This window comes from Streptomyces sp. NK15101, from assembly GCF_020400725.1.
Lineage (GTDB): Bacteria > Actinomycetota > Actinomycetes > Streptomycetales > Streptomycetaceae > Streptomyces.
Window position 1 is genome coordinate 1 of the sequence record NZ_JAINVG010000095.1, and the last position, 14,671, is coordinate 14,671.

12 protein-coding genes are annotated in these 14,671 nt (G+C 73.0%); 7 read left to right on the plus strand and 5 right to left on the minus strand.

All coding sequences use genetic code 11. From position 1 onward, the window contains the following. Positions 1-669: citrate/2-methylcitrate synthase (locus K7G60_RS32950; RefSeq protein WP_308082831.1), on the plus strand; the 669-nt coding region annotated here is incomplete at its 5' end. 336 nt (positions 670-1,005) lie between these two features. Here the strand turns inward: K7G60_RS32950 and K7G60_RS32955 are convergent. Both K7G60_RS32955 and K7G60_RS32960 read right to left on the minus strand, forming a co-directional pair. After that, positions 1,006-3,213 (minus strand): cation-translocating P-type ATPase, encoded by a 2,208-nt coding sequence (locus K7G60_RS32955; protein WP_225804633.1) that lies wholly within the window; start codon positions 3,211-3,213, stop codon positions 1,006-1,008. Positions 3,214-3,286: 73 nt separating this feature from the next. After that, positions 3,287-3,511, minus strand: a complete 225-nt coding sequence (locus K7G60_RS32960; RefSeq protein ID WP_225804634.1) for a heavy-metal-associated domain-containing protein — start codon at positions 3,509-3,511, stop codon at positions 3,287-3,289. Between the two features lie 136 nt (positions 3,512-3,647). On the opposite strand from K7G60_RS32960, the gene K7G60_RS32965 reads away from it, so the two are divergent. Then, on the plus strand, positions 3,648-4,892 hold the full coding sequence (locus tag K7G60_RS32965) for a cation:proton antiporter (protein ID WP_225804635.1): 1,245 nt from the start codon (positions 3,648-3,650) through the stop codon (positions 4,890-4,892). Between the two features lie 12 nt (positions 4,893-4,904). On the opposite strand, the gene K7G60_RS32970 is transcribed toward K7G60_RS32965, so the two are convergent. Next, the gene (locus tag K7G60_RS32970) at positions 4,905-5,558 is read right to left on the minus strand and encodes a TetR/AcrR family transcriptional regulator (RefSeq protein ID WP_225804636.1); all 654 of its coding nucleotides are present in this window, start codon (positions 5,556-5,558) and stop codon (positions 4,905-4,907) included. 164 nt (positions 5,559-5,722) lie between these two features. Between K7G60_RS32970 and K7G60_RS32975 the strand changes: the two genes are divergently transcribed. Together K7G60_RS32975 and K7G60_RS32980 are read left to right on the plus strand one after the other, a co-directional pair. Continuing rightward, positions 5,723-7,984 carry an MMPL family transporter gene (locus tag K7G60_RS32975; RefSeq protein WP_225804637.1) on the plus strand — a complete coding sequence of 754 codons (2,262 nt, stop codon included), beginning with the start codon at positions 5,723-5,725 and terminating at the stop codon, positions 7,982-7,984. 22 nt (positions 7,985-8,006) lie between these two features. Continuing rightward, positions 8,007-9,332 carry a hypothetical protein gene (locus K7G60_RS32980; protein ID WP_225804638.1) on the plus strand — a complete coding sequence of 442 codons (1,326 nt, stop codon included), beginning with the start codon at positions 8,007-8,009 and terminating at the stop codon, positions 9,330-9,332. A 125-nt stretch (positions 9,333-9,457) separates the two neighbouring features. Here the strand turns inward: K7G60_RS32980 and K7G60_RS32985 are convergent, their stop codons facing one another. Beyond that, a complete protein-coding gene (locus tag K7G60_RS32985) occupies positions 9,458-9,655 on the minus strand; it encodes an AlpA family transcriptional regulator (RefSeq protein WP_225804639.1) in 198 nt (65 codons plus the stop codon). A gap of 281 nt (positions 9,656-9,936) precedes the next feature. After that, a complete protein-coding gene (locus K7G60_RS32990) occupies positions 9,937-10,857 on the minus strand; it encodes a sugar phosphate isomerase/epimerase (RefSeq protein WP_225804640.1) in 921 nt (306 codons plus the stop codon). Between the two features lie 170 nt (positions 10,858-11,027). On the opposite strand from K7G60_RS32990, the gene iolC reads away from it, so the two are divergent. The 3 genes from iolC to iolD are packed head-to-tail and all read left to right on the plus strand — an operon-like array spanning position 11,028 to position 14,666. Continuing rightward, positions 11,028-11,975 carry a 5-dehydro-2-deoxygluconokinase gene (gene iolC / locus K7G60_RS32995; RefSeq protein ID WP_225804653.1) on the plus strand — a complete coding sequence of 316 codons (948 nt, stop codon included), beginning with the start codon at positions 11,028-11,030 and terminating at the stop codon, positions 11,973-11,975. Between the two features lie 10 nt (positions 11,976-11,985). Beyond that, the gene (gene iolB, locus K7G60_RS33000) at positions 11,986-12,807 is read left to right on the plus strand and encodes a 5-deoxy-glucuronate isomerase (RefSeq protein ID WP_225804641.1); all 822 of its coding nucleotides are present in this window, start codon (positions 11,986-11,988) and stop codon (positions 12,805-12,807) included. After that, positions 12,804-14,666: a 3D-(3,5/4)-trihydroxycyclohexane-1,2-dione acylhydrolase (decyclizing) gene (gene iolD, locus K7G60_RS33005; protein ID WP_225804642.1), complete on the plus strand. Its 1,863-nt coding sequence runs from the start codon at positions 12,804-12,806 to the stop codon at positions 14,664-14,666. Before iolB ends, iolD begins: the two co-directional genes overlap by 4 nt. The last annotated feature ends 5 nt before the right edge of the window (positions 14,667-14,671 follow it).

The window sequence follows — 14,671 nt, forward strand, 5'->3', positions numbered from 1 at the left end:
CAGGAGTACGACCTCGACCCGGTCGTCGTCTCCGCGCTCGACAAGCTGCTGATCCTGCACGCGGACCACGAGCAGAACTGTTCGACCTCCACCGTGCGCCTGGTCGGCTCCTCGCAGGCGAACATGTTCGCCTCGATCTCCGCCGGCATCTCGGCCCTGTGGGGCCCCCTGCACGGCGGCGCCAACCAGTCGGTCCTGGAGATGCTGGAGGGCATCCAGGCCAACGGCGGCGACGTCGACTCCTTCATCCGCAAGGTGAAGAACAAGGAGGACGGCGTCCGCCTGATGGGCTTCGGCCACCGGGTGTACAAGTCCTTCGACCCGCGCGCCAAGATCATCAAGGCGGCGGCACACGATGTCCTCTCGGCCCTCGGCAAGTCCGACGAGCTGCTCGACATCGCGCTCAAGCTGGAGGAGCACGCGCTCTCCGACGAGTACTTCGTCTCGCGCAACCTCTACCCGAACGTGGACTTCTACACGGGCCTGATCTACCGCGCCATGGGCTTCCCGACCGAGATGTTCACGGTCCTCTTCGCCCTCGGCCGCCTCCCGGGCTGGATCGCCCAGTGGCACGAGATGATCAAGGAGCCGGGTTCCCGCATCGGCCGCCCGCGCCAGATCTACACGGGTGAGGTCCTCCGCGACTTCGTCCCGGTCGAGGCCCGCTGACCTCCAGAGGTGCGAAAAGCGCCCCGCCACCGATCCCCCCACGGGTCGGCGGGCGGGGCGCTTCCCATATCCCGGTGCGGATTCCCCCCACGGGATCCGGGCCGGGCGTCCTACGCGCGGTCTGCCGGGGTACGTACGGGAGGGCCGCTCAAAGCTCCCCGGTGCACGTGCCCCGGCCGCGCTTGCCTGGGACGTCCCCCAAGACATCCCATGAACGTCCCCCAAGACGTTCTTGGCATCGCCCACTTAGACTCGCGAACAGCCCAGATGGTTACCCCCCAATATCTGTGATCTAGATCTCTTTGTGAAGGTCCTGTGCGTCAGACGTAAGCGAATTCACTTGAACCGGCGCAGTCGCAGGCTGTTGGAAACGACGAACACGGACGAAAAGGCCATGGCCAGGCCCGCGATCATCGGGTTGAGGAGTCCGGCCGCCGCCAGGGGGAGCGCGGCGAGGTTGTAGCCGAAGGCCCAGCCCAGGTTTCCCCGGATCGTCGCCAGGGTCCGCCGGGCCAGCCGGATGGCGTCCGCCGCGACCCGCAGGTCGCCCCGGACCAGCGTCAGGTCGCTCGCCTCGATGGCCGCGTCGGTGCCCGTGCCCATCGCGAGCCCGAGGTCGGCTCCGGCGAGCGCGGCGGCGTCGTTCACCCCGTCGCCCACCATCGCGACCGTGCGGCCCTCCGCCCGGAGCCGCCGGATCACCTCGGCCTTCTCCTCGGGCAGCACCTCCGCGATCACCTCGTCGACGCCCACCTCGGCCGCCACGGCCTCCGCGACCGCCCGGTGGTCCCCGGTGAGCAGCACCGGCCGCAGCCCCAGGGCCCGCAGCCGGGCGACCGCCTCGGTGCTGGTGTCCTTGACGGTGTCGGCGACGGTGAGGGTGCCCCGGGCCACCCCGTCCCAGGCGACGTGGACGGCGCCGGGCTCCGCCGTCGCGGGCGCCTCGACCCCCTCGGCCGCGAGCAGGGCGGCGCGCCCGACGAGGACGAGCCGGCCGTCGACGGAGCCGCGCACGCCGAGCCCGGGCACGTTCTCGAAGGTCTTCGGCGTGGGCAGCTCGCCGCAGCGCTCGGCGGCGCCGGCCGCGATCGCGCGGGCGACCGGGTGCTCGGAGGAGTGCTCCAGGGCGCCCGCGAGGCGCAGCAGCTCGGTCTCGTCGGCGGAGTCGGTGCCGTACCGCCCGCCGTGCACGTGCACGCCGGTCAGCCGCATGCGGCCGGTGGTGACGGTGCCGGTCTTGTCGAGGACGACCGTGTCGACGCGGCGGGTGGACTCCAGGACCTCGGGGCCCTTGATCAGGATGCCGAGCTGGGCGCCGCGGCCGGTGCCGACCATGAGGGCGGTCGGGGTGGCCAGGCCCAGGGCGCAGGGGCAGGCGATGATCAGGACGGCGACGGCGGCGGTGAAGGACGCGGTGACGTCGTCCGTCACGAGGAGCCAGGTCACGAGGGTGGCGAGGGCGATGAGGAGCACCACCGGCACGAAGACGGCGGAGATCCGGTCGGCGAGCCGCTGCACCTCGGCCTTGCCGTTCTGGGCCTCCTCGACGAGCTTGGCGATCCGCGCCAGCTGCGTGTCGGCGCCGACGCGGGTGGCCTCGACGACGAGCCGGCCCGAGACGTTGACGCAGCCGCCGGTGACGGCGGACCCGGGGACGACGTCCAGGGGCAGCGACTCGCCGGTGAGCAGCGAGGCGTCGACGGCGGAGGCGCCCTCGGCGACGGTGCCGTCGGTGGCGATCTTCTCCCCGGGGCGTACGACGAAGAGGTCGCCGGTCCGGAGGTCGCCGACCGGGATCCGTGCCTCCCCGCCGTCTCTCAGCACGGCCACGTCCTTGGCGCCGAGCTCCATCAGGGCCCGCAGCGCGGCGCCGGCCCTCCGCTTGGCGCGGGCCTCCAGGTAGCGGCCCAGGAGGATGAAGGTGACGACGCCGGCGGCGACCTCCAGGTAGATCGCGGAGGAGGCGTGGGCGCGGTCGGCGGTGAGGTCGAAGCCGTGCCGCATGCCGGGCATGCCGGCGTCGCCGAGGAAGAGGGCCCAGAGGGACCAGCCGTAGGCGGCCAGGGTGCCGACCGAGACGAGGGTGTCCATGGTGGCGGCGCCGTGCCGGAGGTTGGTCCAGGCTGCCCGGTGGAAGGGCAGTCCGCCCCAGACGACGACGGGGGAGGCGAGGGTGAGCGAGAGCCACTGCCAGTCGTCGAACTGGAGCGAGGGGACCATGGCGAGCAGGATCACGGGCGCCGCGAGGAGCGCGGAGACGGTGAGCCGCTGCCGGAGGGAGGCGAGCTCGGGGTCCTCCGGCTCCTCCGCCGGCTCCTCCGCCGGCGGGGCGGGCTCCTCGGCGGTGTAGCCGGTCTTCACGACGGTGGCGATCAGCTCGTCGACGCCGACGTCCGGCGCGTGCTCGACGTGCGCCTTCTCCGTGGCGTAGTTGACGGTGGCGGTGACGCCGTCCATCCGGTTGAGCTTCTTCTCGATGCGGGCGGCGCAGGAGGCGCAGGTCATCCCGCCGATCGTCAGCTCGGTGACGGTGGTGCTTGGCATGTGCGGGTTCCAAAAGGGGAGCAGGGCCGTACCAGGCAACGGTACGGCCCTGCGGCGCCCGTTCGGCGGGCGGTCAGACCAGCTCGTAGCCGGCCTCGTCCACGGCGGCGGCGACGGCCTCGCGGTCGAGGGCCGCGTCGGAGACGACGGTGACCTCGCCGGTCTTGGCGACGGCGGTGACGGAGGAGACGCCGGGGATCGCGGAGATCTCGCTGGAGACGGCGCCCTCGCAGTGGCCGCAGGTCATGCCCTTGACCTGGTAGACGGTGGTGAGTTCGGTCTTCGTCTCTGCGGACATGGCGCTCTCCTCCTGGAGGTTCAGGGTCTTACGATAGCGAGACTATACCCCTAGGGGGTATAAATTCCAGTCGAGGACGGCGGAAAGCGAGCAGGGCGACCCGGCGGTCGACCGGAGTCCATGGTAAATACCCGACATGTCGCATTCGGGGAGCACGCTCATCCTGATCATGGCGATCGCCGTCCTGGCGCCGCTGCTCGCCTACGCGGTGGGGCGCAGGCTCCCCGTCCCCCTCGTCATCTTCGAGATCCTGCTCGGCATCCTCATCGGCCCCGACGTCCTCGACTGGGCGCACACCGACGCGCTGATCGACGGACTCTCCCAGCTCGGCCTCACCATGCTGATCTTCCTCGCCGGATACGAGATCGAGTTCGGCAAGGTCCGCGGCGACACCCTCCGCCGCTCCGTGTGGGCCTGGGTGATCGCCCTCGGCCTCGGGCTCGCCGTCGGCGTCCTGCTCGGCGGCGGCTACACCAAGGGCGTCTTCATCGGCGTCGCCCTCACCAGCACCGCCCTCGGCACCGTCCTGCCGGTGCTGCGGGACGCCGGCGACCTGCACGGGCGGTTCGGCTCGGTCGTCATGGCCTTCGGAGCGGTCGGCGAATTCGGCCCGATCATCGCGATGGCGCTGCTGCTCAGCGGGCGGGGCGCCGCCGAGTCCACCGCCGTCCTCGCCGTCTTCGCCGCCCTCACCGCCGGGGCCGTCCTCTGGGCGCTGCGGCCCCGCCCGCCGTGGTTCTCGGCGGTCATCGCCAAGACCCTGCACAGCAGCGGCCAGTTCGCGGTCCGCTTCGTCTTCCTGCTGCTCGCCCTGATGCTCGGGGCGTCGACGGCGCTCGGGCTCGACGTGCTGCTCGGCGCCTTCGCGGCCGGGCTCATCACCCGGCTCGTGCTGACCGGGGCCGCGCCCGACTCCGGACCGCAGATCCTGGAGAAGGTCGAGGGCGTCGGCTTCGGCTTCCTCGTCCCGGTCTTCTTCGTCGTCACCGGGATCGAGTTCGACCTCGACTCGCTCCTCGACGGGGGCAGGACCCTGCTCCTGCTGCCGGTCTTCCTGGCGCTCTTCCTGGTCGTGCGCGGCGGGCCGATCTGGTTCCTCGCCCCGCGCGACCTCGGCCGCGTGGACCGGGGCGGCCTCGTCCTGTACGGCTCCACGGCGCTGCCGCTCGTCGTCGCCATCACCACCATCGGCGTGGAGGACAAGGAGATGACGGCCGGCGAGGCGGCGGCGCTGGTCGGGGCCGGCATGCTCTCCGTCCTCGTCTTCCCGCTGCTCGCGATGAAGCTGCGGGCGCGGACGGGGCCGAGGACGGGGGAGGGGGCGGCCCCCGACGGGAAGGAGCTGCCCTCGGAGTCGGTCGGCGGGTCGGAGGCGTGGTGAGCGGTCCGGAGCTCAGCGGGCCCGGGGTGTGGTGAGCGGCGTCTCGACCAGCGGGGACAGGTAGCGCAGGAGGACGGTCTTCAGCTCGGCGACCGTCGCGTCCCGCTCGGGGCCCTCGGGTGCGGCCAGGACGAGCCCCAGTCCGCCCTTGAAGATCGCGAAGGTCATGCCGGCGATGCGGGCGCGCTCGGCGGCGGACAGTCCCGGCGCGTAGTGCGCGATCGCCTCCTGGACCGAGGTCAGCAGGCCGGCGTGCAGGGCGTCGTGCTCCTCGGCGATCCGGCCGGGCACCTCGGAGCCGTGCATCAGGGCGAGGAAGACCGGGTGCTCGCAGTTGAACGCGATCAGCGGGTCGACGACGACGTCCAGCATCTCGGGCAGCGGCAGGGAGAGGTTCTCCGGGGTGAACGCCTGGCCGTGGGCCTCCCGCATCTCGTTCAGGAGGCGCTCGCCGAGCTCTATCGCGATGGCCTCCTTGTTCGGGAAGTACTGGTAGAGCGTGCCGGGCGAGACGCTCGCCTCCCGGGCGATCGCGTTGGTGCTGGTCGCCGTGTACCCGTACGCGCAGAAGACCCTCGCGGCGGCCTGGAGCAGCTGCGCGATGCGGCGTTCGCCCCGGGCCTGGCGGCGGCGCGGCTTCGGTTCTTCGGACACGTCTCCGGACATGGCTGTCCCCGGCTCTCCTCGGTACGTTTGACAAACACGAGAGGTCGCTCGCATTCTTGAGAAACGCGAGTGATCACTCGTGTTTGCCAGTCTATGGCAATGGGCGGCCCCTGCGACCTGCCGGGAAGCGCGTGCAAGGGCCACGGTGAAGGGGACACCGCGTCATGTCCGAAGTCAAGAAATCAGCGCCCGGGGGCGGACGTGGCGGCGGATGGACGCGGTTCGTCACCGCCCGCCCGCGCCTCACCCTCCTGGTGGCCCTCGTGCTCACCGCCCTCGCCGTCCTCGCGGGCGGCGGCGTCGCCGACCGCATGGGCAGCGGCGGCTGGGAGGACCCGGCGGCCGAGTCCACCCACGCCACCCGGGCCCTGGAACGGCAGTTCCCCGGCTCCCAGCCGAACGTGCTCCTCCTCGTCGACGCGGGAGGCGCCGGCACCGCCGGAGGGGCCGCCCCCGTCGACGCCCCCGCCGTCGCCGCCGAGGCCCGGAGGCTCGCCGAGCGGCTCGACGCCGAACCGGGCGTCGAGGGAGTCGGCTCCTACTGGTCCACCGGATCGCCCGCCCTCCGCTCCGAGGACGGCCGCCAGGCCGTGATCGCCGCCCGGATACCCGGCGAGGAGAAGGACGCCGCCGCCGTCCTCGACCGGATCGCCCCGTCCTACCGGGGCACCCACGGCCCCGTCGAGGTCTCCCTCGGCGGCGGACTCGCCGTCCGCCACGAGATGCAGACCGTCATCCAGGAGGACCTGCTGCGGGCCGAGCTCATCGCCCTGCCCGTCACCCTCGTCCTGCTCGTCATGGTCTTCGGCAGCGCCGTCGCCGCCCTCCTGCCCCTCGGCGTCGGCATCGTCGCCATCCTCGGCACCAACGCCGTCCTGCGCGGCATCACCGAGTTCACCGACGTCTCCGTCTTCGCGCAGAACCTGACGACCGCCCTCGGCCTCGGACTCGCCATCGACTACGCCCTGTTCGTCGTCCGCCGCTACCGCGAGGAGCTCGCGGCCGGCGCCGACACGCACACCGCCGTCCGCACCACCCTGCGCACGGCCGGACGGACCGTGCTCTTCTCCGCCCTGACCGTCGCCGTCTCGCTGGCCGCGATGCTGGTCTTCCCGCAGTACTTCCTGCGCTCCTTCGCGTACGCCGGGATCGCCGTCGTCCTGCTCGCCGCGACCGCCGCGCTCACCCTGCTCCCGGCCGCCCTCGTGCTGCTCGGCGACCGGGTCAACGCCCTCGACCTGCGGCGCCTCCTCCGGCGCGGCCGGGCGCCCCGGAAGGAGGGCACCGGCGAGGGCTGGGGGCGGGCCGCCGCCCTGGTGATGCGCCGGGCGCCCGTCTTCGCCGTCGTCACCACCGCCGGGCTCGTCCTCCTCGGGCTGCCCTTCCTCGGCGTGAAGTTCGGCACCGCCGACGACCGCCAGCTCCCCGTCACCGCCTCCTCCCGCGTGGTCCAGGACCAGCTGCGGGACGGCTTCCCCGGCAGCCCGGGCGGCGGCATCACCGTCCTCGCCGAAGGGGCGGCCACCCCCGCGCAGTACGCCGACTACCGCGAGCGGATCTCCGCCCTCGACGGCGTCGTCCGGGCCGAGGGGCCCGTCACGGCCGGCGGCGGCACCGCCTACTTCACCGTGGTGCCCGACGGCGAGACCGTCGGCGCCGGCGCCCAGCGGGTCGTCGGGGAACTGCGCACGGCCGAGGCGCCGTTCGCGACCTCCGTCACCGGACCGGCCGCCGTCCTCGTCGACTCCAAGGACGCCATAGCCGAGCGACTGCCCTGGGCGGCCGGGATCATCGTCCTCGTCACCCTGCTCCTCGTCTTCCTGCTCACCGGCAGCGTCGTCGTACCTGTGCAGGCCGTCCTCCTCAACGCCCTGAGCCTCACGGCGATGTTCGGCGCCGTCGTCTGGGTCTTCCAGGAGGGGCACCTCGCCGGGTTCCTCGGCTTCACCTCCACCGGCGACATCGAGACCACCCTGCCCGTCCTCATGTTCTGCGTGGCCTTCGGACTCTCCATGGACTACGGGGTGTTCCTGCTCTCCCGCATCAAGGAGGAGTACGACGCCACCGGCGACCACGAGCGCTCCGTCCGCTTCGGACTGCGCCGCACCGGCGGCCTGATCACCGCCGCCGCCGTGATCCTCGCCGTCGTCATGGTCGCCATCGGCACCTCCCGCGTCACCAACACCAAGATGCTCGGACTCGGCGTCGCCCTCGCCGTCCTCATGGACGCGATGGTCGTCCGCAGCCTCCTCGTCCCCTCCGTGATGAAGCTGACCGGCCGCCTCACCTGGTGGGCGCCGGGTCCGCTGCGCCGCTTCCACGACCGCTTCGGGATCAGCGAGTCGGACGCGTACAACCCTGAGCCGACCCCGGGTGTCGAAGAAGTGTCCGAGAAGCGGCGGGCGGTGACGCCCGCCCGCTCATGACCTGCGAACAGATGGGCGCTTCGTGGCACGTACGCGCAAGACTCTGATCCTTGCGACGGCCCTGGTCGTCGGCTTCGCGCCGGCGGTGCTCGGGGGAGCGGCGGCCTCCGCCGCTCCCGCCCGGGCCGTGGCGGCGGACGCCGCCACGGCGGGGACGGTGGTCCAGGTGGGCGGCAGTCCCACGTTCCGCGTCGGGAGCGGCACCCCGGTGAGCAGCCGGTTCGACGTGAGCCTGCCGGCCGACGTGACCGGCCAGGTGAGGGCCCGGCTCGTCCTCCCCCTGGAGAACCCGCCGATGGACGGCACCCCGGAGAGCGTGGCCCGCTCCGTCCACTCCACGGTCTCCGTGAACGGCGCCCCGGCGGTGCCGGTCTCCTGGGACGTGCCGACCCACCCCGACATCACCGAGCTGGCCCTCGTGCTCGACCTTCCGGCCGTCGCCGCGGCCGGAACGCTCACGTACGACGTCACGTTCGCCGTGGACGACTGGATCGCCCCCTACCTGGCGCCCTCCCTCGACGGCCGCTTCGAGGTCGTGGACGCCTCCGCCGCCACGGTGGCGAGCGGCGCCGCCGGGTTCGTCATCGACCGCGGCACCCCGGACCGGAGCGAGCGGGGCGCCTTCCACGCACGGGACAGGAACGGGGTCCTGTGGCGGTACGAGTCCCTGGGCAAGGACGTCCCGACCCTGACGGGCCGCACCCGGGTGGGGGGAGGCTGGAACACGTACTCGCTGATCACCCGGCTCACGCCGACCTACGCGGACGGCGAGGGCGATGTGCTCGGCCGTGACAGGGCCGGCGTCCTCTGGTTCCACGAGGGCTCGGGGAACCCCGCGGCGCCGTTCAAGCCGCGCGTCCGGCTCGGTGCCGGCTGGAACATCTACACCGCGATCACCGGCTACGGGGACGGCATGCTCGCCCGGGACACCGCCGGCGTCCTCTGGAACTTCCGGCACAGGAGCGGTGAGCCGTCCACGGCCTTCTGGCCCCGGGAGCGGGTCGGCGCCGGCTGGAACATCTACACGGCGTGGACGGGCACGCCGGACGGAGTGCTGACCCGCGACGCGAGCGGTGTGCTGTGGAAGCACACCGTCGACCACGGCACGACCTCGGCCAACCCCTTCCGCCCGAGGGTGCGGGTCGGCGGCGGCTGGAACACCTACAGCGCGATCACGTCCACCCCCGACCTGGGCCGCTGGACGGAGGACGACGTCGTCGCGCGGGACAGGAACGGTGACGTCTGGGCGTACGACGAGACGTACTCCGCCGCGGCGGAGGGCGCCGTGCCCGGTCCGGTCCGGCAGCGGATCGGCTGGGGCTGGAACATCTACGACGCGATCGTCTGACGGCTGCGGGACCCAGGGCGCGGGGGCCTCGGGGCGTACGGCCCCTCGGGCTTCCGCGCCCCATGCGCGTACGGCGCCGGACCCGGGAAGCCCCGCGTCCGGCGCCGTACGCGCATGGGGCGGTGTCAGTCGCGGCGGCCCCGGTTGCCGGGGCGGCTCGCGACCCAGGCGCGGATCGTGTCCACGTACCAGTAGGGCTTGCCCGACTCCACGTGGTCCGGGGCCGGAAGAAGCCCGTGCTTCCGGTAGGAGCGGATGGTGTCCGGCTGCACCCGGATGTGCGCCGCGATGTCCTTGTACGACCAGAGCCTTCTGTCCGTCATGCCGGTACCTCCCTGCGCGCCGCGCAGCGGCGGCGGGGGTGCCGTTCGGGGGCGCTGCGCGGCGGGCGGTTGCGATCAAGCGATCAATCAGCCTGTGCCCCTTGCAACGCCCCTCCCGGCAGGAGGAGAGCGGCTGTCGAGCGCCTGTGACGCAAAGCCCGCGTAACGGAGACATGCGTGACGGCGGAGGGACCCGTGTGACGGAAGCGGCACACAGGCCCACCGGCGTGTCCGCGTGCGTCACCCCTGGTCAGAGGGGTATGCGCCGGTTCGCGCGCCCGTCATACGCCGCAGGAGCGGAGAAAGCGCCGGGTCCGCAGCGCGATCGGGTACGGCACGTCCGGCTCGCACGGGTACATGTCCTGCTCGACGATCGCGAACAGGTCCACGTCCAGCGCCGACGCGGCGGCGAGCACCGGTTCGAGCGCGGGCACCCCGGACGGCGGCTCGCACATCACGCCCCGCGCCACCGCGGGCCCGAACGGCACCCCCTCGGCCACCACCCCGGCCAGCACCTCCGGGTCCACCTGCTTGAGGTGGAGGTAGCCGATCCGCTCCCCGTACGCCTCGATCAGCTTGACGCTGTCCCCGCCGGCGTACGCGTAGTGCCCGGTGTCCAGACAGAGCGCGACCGCGTCCGGGTCGGTGGCGTCGAGGAAGCGCGTCACGCTCTCCTCGCCGTCGATGTGGGTGTCGGCGTGCGGATGGACCACGATCCGCAGCCCGTACCGCTCGCGCACCTCCCGGCCCAGCCGCTCCGTCAGGCGGGTCAGATCCCGCCACTGCCCGGCGGTGAGCGTGGGCTCCTCCAGGACCTCGCCGGTCCTGTCGTCCCGCCAGAACGCCGGGATGACGACCAGGTGCTCCGCGCCCACGGCCTGCGCGAGGGCGGCGTTCTCGGCGACGTGCGCCCAGGTCCGGTCCCAGACGTCCGGGCCGTGGTGCAGGCCGGTGAAGACGGTCCCCGCCGAGACCCGAAGCCCGCGCCGCCCGGTCTCCTCCGCGAGGACGGCCGGATCGGTGGGCAGATAGCCGTACGGACCCAGCTCGATCCACCCGTAGCCCGCGCCCGACACCTCGTCGAGGAAGCGCTGCCACGGCACCTGCCGGGGATCGTCGGGGAACCACACCCCCCACGAGTCGGGGGCCGATCCGATGCGGATCCGGGACGGTGGCGACGGCTGCGGCGACGGCTTCGTCATGAGTGCCACCTTGGCGGCGCCCAGAGAGCACCGTCAAGCGGTCCGGTCGTCCGAATGTCCGGACATATCGTTGACACGCCTCCCGGCGGACGGTTAGACCTGGATGCGGAGCCGGAGACGGCCCGACCGAGAGGTGGCGCGTGGAGACGGAGCCGTACGACCTGATCGCCATGGGACGCCTCGGGGTGGACCTCTACCCGCTCCAGACCGGCGTCGGACTCGACCGGGTCGAGACCTTCCGCAAGTTCCTCGGCGGCTCCGCGGCCAACGTCGCCGTCGCCGCCGCCCGCCTGGGCCGCCGCACCGCGCTCGTCTCCCGCACCGGCGCCGACCCCTTCGGCGCCTATCTGCGCCGCGAGCTCAAGGGCTTCGACGTGGACGACCGCTGGGTGGCGGAGGTCGACACCTGCCCCACCCCCGTCACCTTCTGCGCGCTCTTCCCGCCCGACGACTTCCCGCTGTACTTCTACCGCCGGCCCCGGGCCCCCGACCTGGAGATCCGGGCGGACGAGCTGGACCTCGACGCGATCCGCGCCGCCCGCGTCCTGTGGGCGACCGGCACCGGTCTGTGCGCCGAACCCAGCCGCACCGCGACCCTGGAGGCCCTGCGGGCCAGGTCCGGCCGGGGCACGACGGTCCTCGACCTGGACTGGCGGCCCGCGTTCTGGACGGACCCGGCGGCGGCCCGCCCGTACTACACCGAGGCGCTGCGGCACGCGACCGTCGCCGTCGGCAACCTCGACGAGTGCGAGGTCGCCACCGGGGAGCGGGAGCCGGAGGCCGCCGCCCGCGCCCTCCTCGCGACCGGCGCGGTCCGGCTCGCCGTCGTCAAACAGGGCCCCGCGGGCGTCCTCGCGCTCGCCGCCGACGGGACCCGCGCCGAGGTGCCGCCGCTGCCGGTCGAGGTCGTCAACGGGCTCGGCGCGGGGGACGCCTTCGGCGGGGCGCTCGTCGACGGGCTGCTCGCCGGCCGGAACCTCGGCACGGTCCTGCGGCACGCGAACGCCGCCGGCGCGATCGTCGCGGGCCGCCTCGCCTGCTCCTCCGCCATGCCGGACGCCACGGAGATCGCCGAAGCCCTCGCGGCGGGCACGGGAACGCTCCCGGAGAAGGGGTAGGGATCGGTCCATGAACCCCGCTCCCGCTTCCCTCCACCTCCCCGCCGGGACCGCCGCCCGCGGCCCGTACGCCGTCGACATCGACCCCGAGCGGGCCGGATGGACGTACTCCTCCCTCCGCGTCCTCGCCCTGGGACCGGGGGAGAACCACTCCTTCGAGAGCGGGGATTCCGAATGGGTCGTGCTTCCCCTCGCCGGTGCCTGTAGCGTGCGCGTCGACGGAGAGGCCTTCGAACTCCTGGGCCGCACGAGCGTGTTCGAAGGAGCGACCGACTTCGCCTACGTACCGCGCGACGCCCACGCCCAGATCGCCTCCGGCGCGGGAGGCCGCTTCGCTTTGGCAGGAGCGAAGTGCGAGCGACGACTCCCCGCCCGCTACGGCCCCGCGCCGGAGGTTCCCGTCGAGACCAGGGGCAGCGGCAACCGCGCCCGCCGGGTGCGGAACTTCGCCTCGGCGGACGCCTTCGCCTGCGACCGGCTCATCGCCGTCGAGGTCGTCACGCCCGGCGGGAACTGGTCCTCCTACCCGCCGCACAAGCACGACGAGCACCGCCCGGGCGCCGAGTCCGTCCTGGAGGAGATCTACTACTACGAGATCGCCGGCCCGCGCGGCCTCGCCTACCAGCGGATCTCGCCCTCCCGGCCCGGCGGCGCCGAGCTCCTCGCCGAGGTCGGGGACGGCGACGCGGTCCTCGTCCCCGACGGCTGGCACGGTCCCTCGATCGCCCAGCCGGGACACGACCTCCACTACCTCAACGTCATGGCGGGCCCCGGCCCCGAACGGGAGTGGAAGATCTGCTTCCACCCGGACCACACAGAGGGATACGCATGAGGCTCACCGTCGCGCAGGCCCTCGTCCGCTTCCTCGCCGCCCAGTACACCGAACGCGACGGCGTCCGGCAGCGGCTCGTCGCCGCCACCTGGGGCATCTTCGGACACGGGAACGTCGCCGGGATCGGCCAGGCCCTGGTCGAAGAGGAACACATGCCCTTCCACCAGGGCCGCAACGAACAGGCCATGGTGCACGCCGCCGTCGGCCACGCCCGCCGCACGAACCGGCTCTCCGCGCACGCCGTCACCACCTCCATCGGCCCCGGCGCCACCAACCTCGTCACCGGCGCCGCCCTCGCCACGATCAACCACCTCCCGGTCCTGCTCCTGCCCGGCGACACCTTCGCCGGCCGCCCCGCCGACCCCGTCCTCCAGCAGCTCCAGCTCCCGTACGCGGGCGACGTGTCCGTCAACGACTGCCTCCGCCCGGTCTCCCGGTACTTCGACCGGGTCACCCGGCCCGAGGCCCTGATCCCCGCCGCCCTCGCCGCCGTCCGGGTCCTCGCCGACCCCGTCGAGACCGGCGCCGTGACCCTCGCCCTGCCCCAGGACGTCCAGGCGGAGGCGTACGACTGGCCGGAGAAGTTCTTCGCCGAGCGGGTCTGGCGGGTCCGCCGCCCCTCCCCGGACGAGGACGAACTGGAGGCGGCGGGCGCGGCGATCGCCCGGGCCGCCCGCCCGCTGATCGTCGCCGGCGGCGGCGTCCGCTACAGCGGGGCCGAGGAGTCGCTCTCCGACCTCGCCGCGCGGACCGGCATCCCGGTCGCCTCCACCCAGGCCGGCAAGGGTTCGCTGCCGCACGACCACCCCCAGGACGTCGGCGGCGTCGGCCACACCGGCACCGCCGTCGCCGACCACCTGGCCCGCACCGCCGACGTGGTCATCGGCGTCGGCACCCGCTGGACCGACTTCACCACCGCCTCCGGCACCCTCTTCGGCCACCCCGCCGTCCGGTTCGTCAACCTCAACATCGCCGCCTTCGACTCCCACAAGATGGCGGCGCTCCCGCTCGTGGCGGACGCCCGCGAGGGCCTGGAGCAGCTCCACGCGCTCCTGGAGCAGCACCACGTCCCCGCCCACTACGTCCACGAGTACGCCGAGGAGAAGCTCCGCTGGGAGGCCCGCGTCGACGCCGCGTACGCCGTCCCCGACGAGGACGCCCGCCCCACCCAGGCCCAGGTCCTCGGCGTACTCGACACCCTGGCCGACGCGAGCGACATCCTGGTCAACGCCGCCGGCTCCCTCCCCGGCGACCTCCACAAGCTGTGGCGGACCCGCTCCCCGGAGCAGTACCACGTCGAGTACGGCTACTCCTGCATGGGCTACGAGATCCCCGCTGCGATCGGCGCCCTCCTCGCCGACCCCGGCCGACCCGTCTGGGCGCTCGTCGGAGACGGGACGTACCTGATGAATCCCACCGAGATCGTCACCGCCGTGCAGGAACGGCTGCCGCTGAAGCTGGTGATCCTCCAGAACCACGGGTACGCCTCCATCGGCGGCCTCTCCGAGTCCGTCGGCGCCGAGCGGTACGGCACCGACTACCGCCTGCGGGCCGGCGACGGAAGCTTCACCGGCCCCCCGCTCCCCGTCGACCTCGGTGCCAACGCGGCCTCCCTCGGGATGCGCGTACTGCGCCCCCGCACCGTCCGTGACCTGCGAGAAGCCCTCGCGGACGCCCGGGCGGCCACGGATCCCACATGTGTCTACGTCGAGACCGAAACGGCAGACAGTGTGTCGGGCCCGCCCCCGGCCCAGGCGTGGTGGGATGTGCCCGTGGCCGAGATCTCGACCCGCCCGTCGGCGGTCAAGGCCCGCGAGGAGTACGACCGGCACGTCACCGCCCGACGCCGCCATCTCTGAAGGAG

Excerpts from the sequence above, each read along its gene's own strand:
- K7G60_RS32960 (WP_225804634.1), bottom strand. The coding sequence starts at position 3,511 with ATGTCCGCAGAGACGAAGACCGAACTCACCACCGTCTACCAGGTCAAG.
- K7G60_RS32955 (WP_225804633.1), bottom strand. The coding sequence starts at position 3,213 with ATGCCAAGCACCACCGTCACCGAGCTGACGATCGGCGGGATGACCTGC.
- K7G60_RS32990 (WP_225804640.1), bottom strand. The coding sequence starts at position 10,857 with ATGACGAAGCCGTCGCCGCAGCCGTCGCCACCGTCCCGGATCCGCATC.
- K7G60_RS32970 (WP_225804636.1), bottom strand. The coding sequence starts at position 5,558 with ATGTCCGGAGACGTGTCCGAAGAACCGAAGCCGCGCCGCCGCCAGGCC.
- iolD (WP_225804642.1), top strand. The coding sequence starts at position 12,804 with ATGAGGCTCACCGTCGCGCAGGCCCTCGTCCGCTTCCTCGCCGCCCAG.
- iolC (WP_225804653.1), top strand. The coding sequence starts at position 11,028 with ATGGGACGCCTCGGGGTGGACCTCTACCCGCTCCAGACCGGCGTCGGA.
- iolB (WP_225804641.1), top strand. The coding sequence starts at position 11,986 with ATGAACCCCGCTCCCGCTTCCCTCCACCTCCCCGCCGGGACCGCCGCC.
- K7G60_RS32985 (WP_225804639.1), bottom strand. The coding sequence starts at position 9,655 with ATGACGGACAGAAGGCTCTGGTCGTACAAGGACATCGCGGCGCACATC.
- K7G60_RS32975 (WP_225804637.1), top strand. The coding sequence starts at position 5,723 with ATGTCCGAAGTCAAGAAATCAGCGCCCGGGGGCGGACGTGGCGGCGGA.
- K7G60_RS32965 (WP_225804635.1), top strand. The coding sequence starts at position 3,648 with ATGTCGCATTCGGGGAGCACGCTCATCCTGATCATGGCGATCGCCGTC.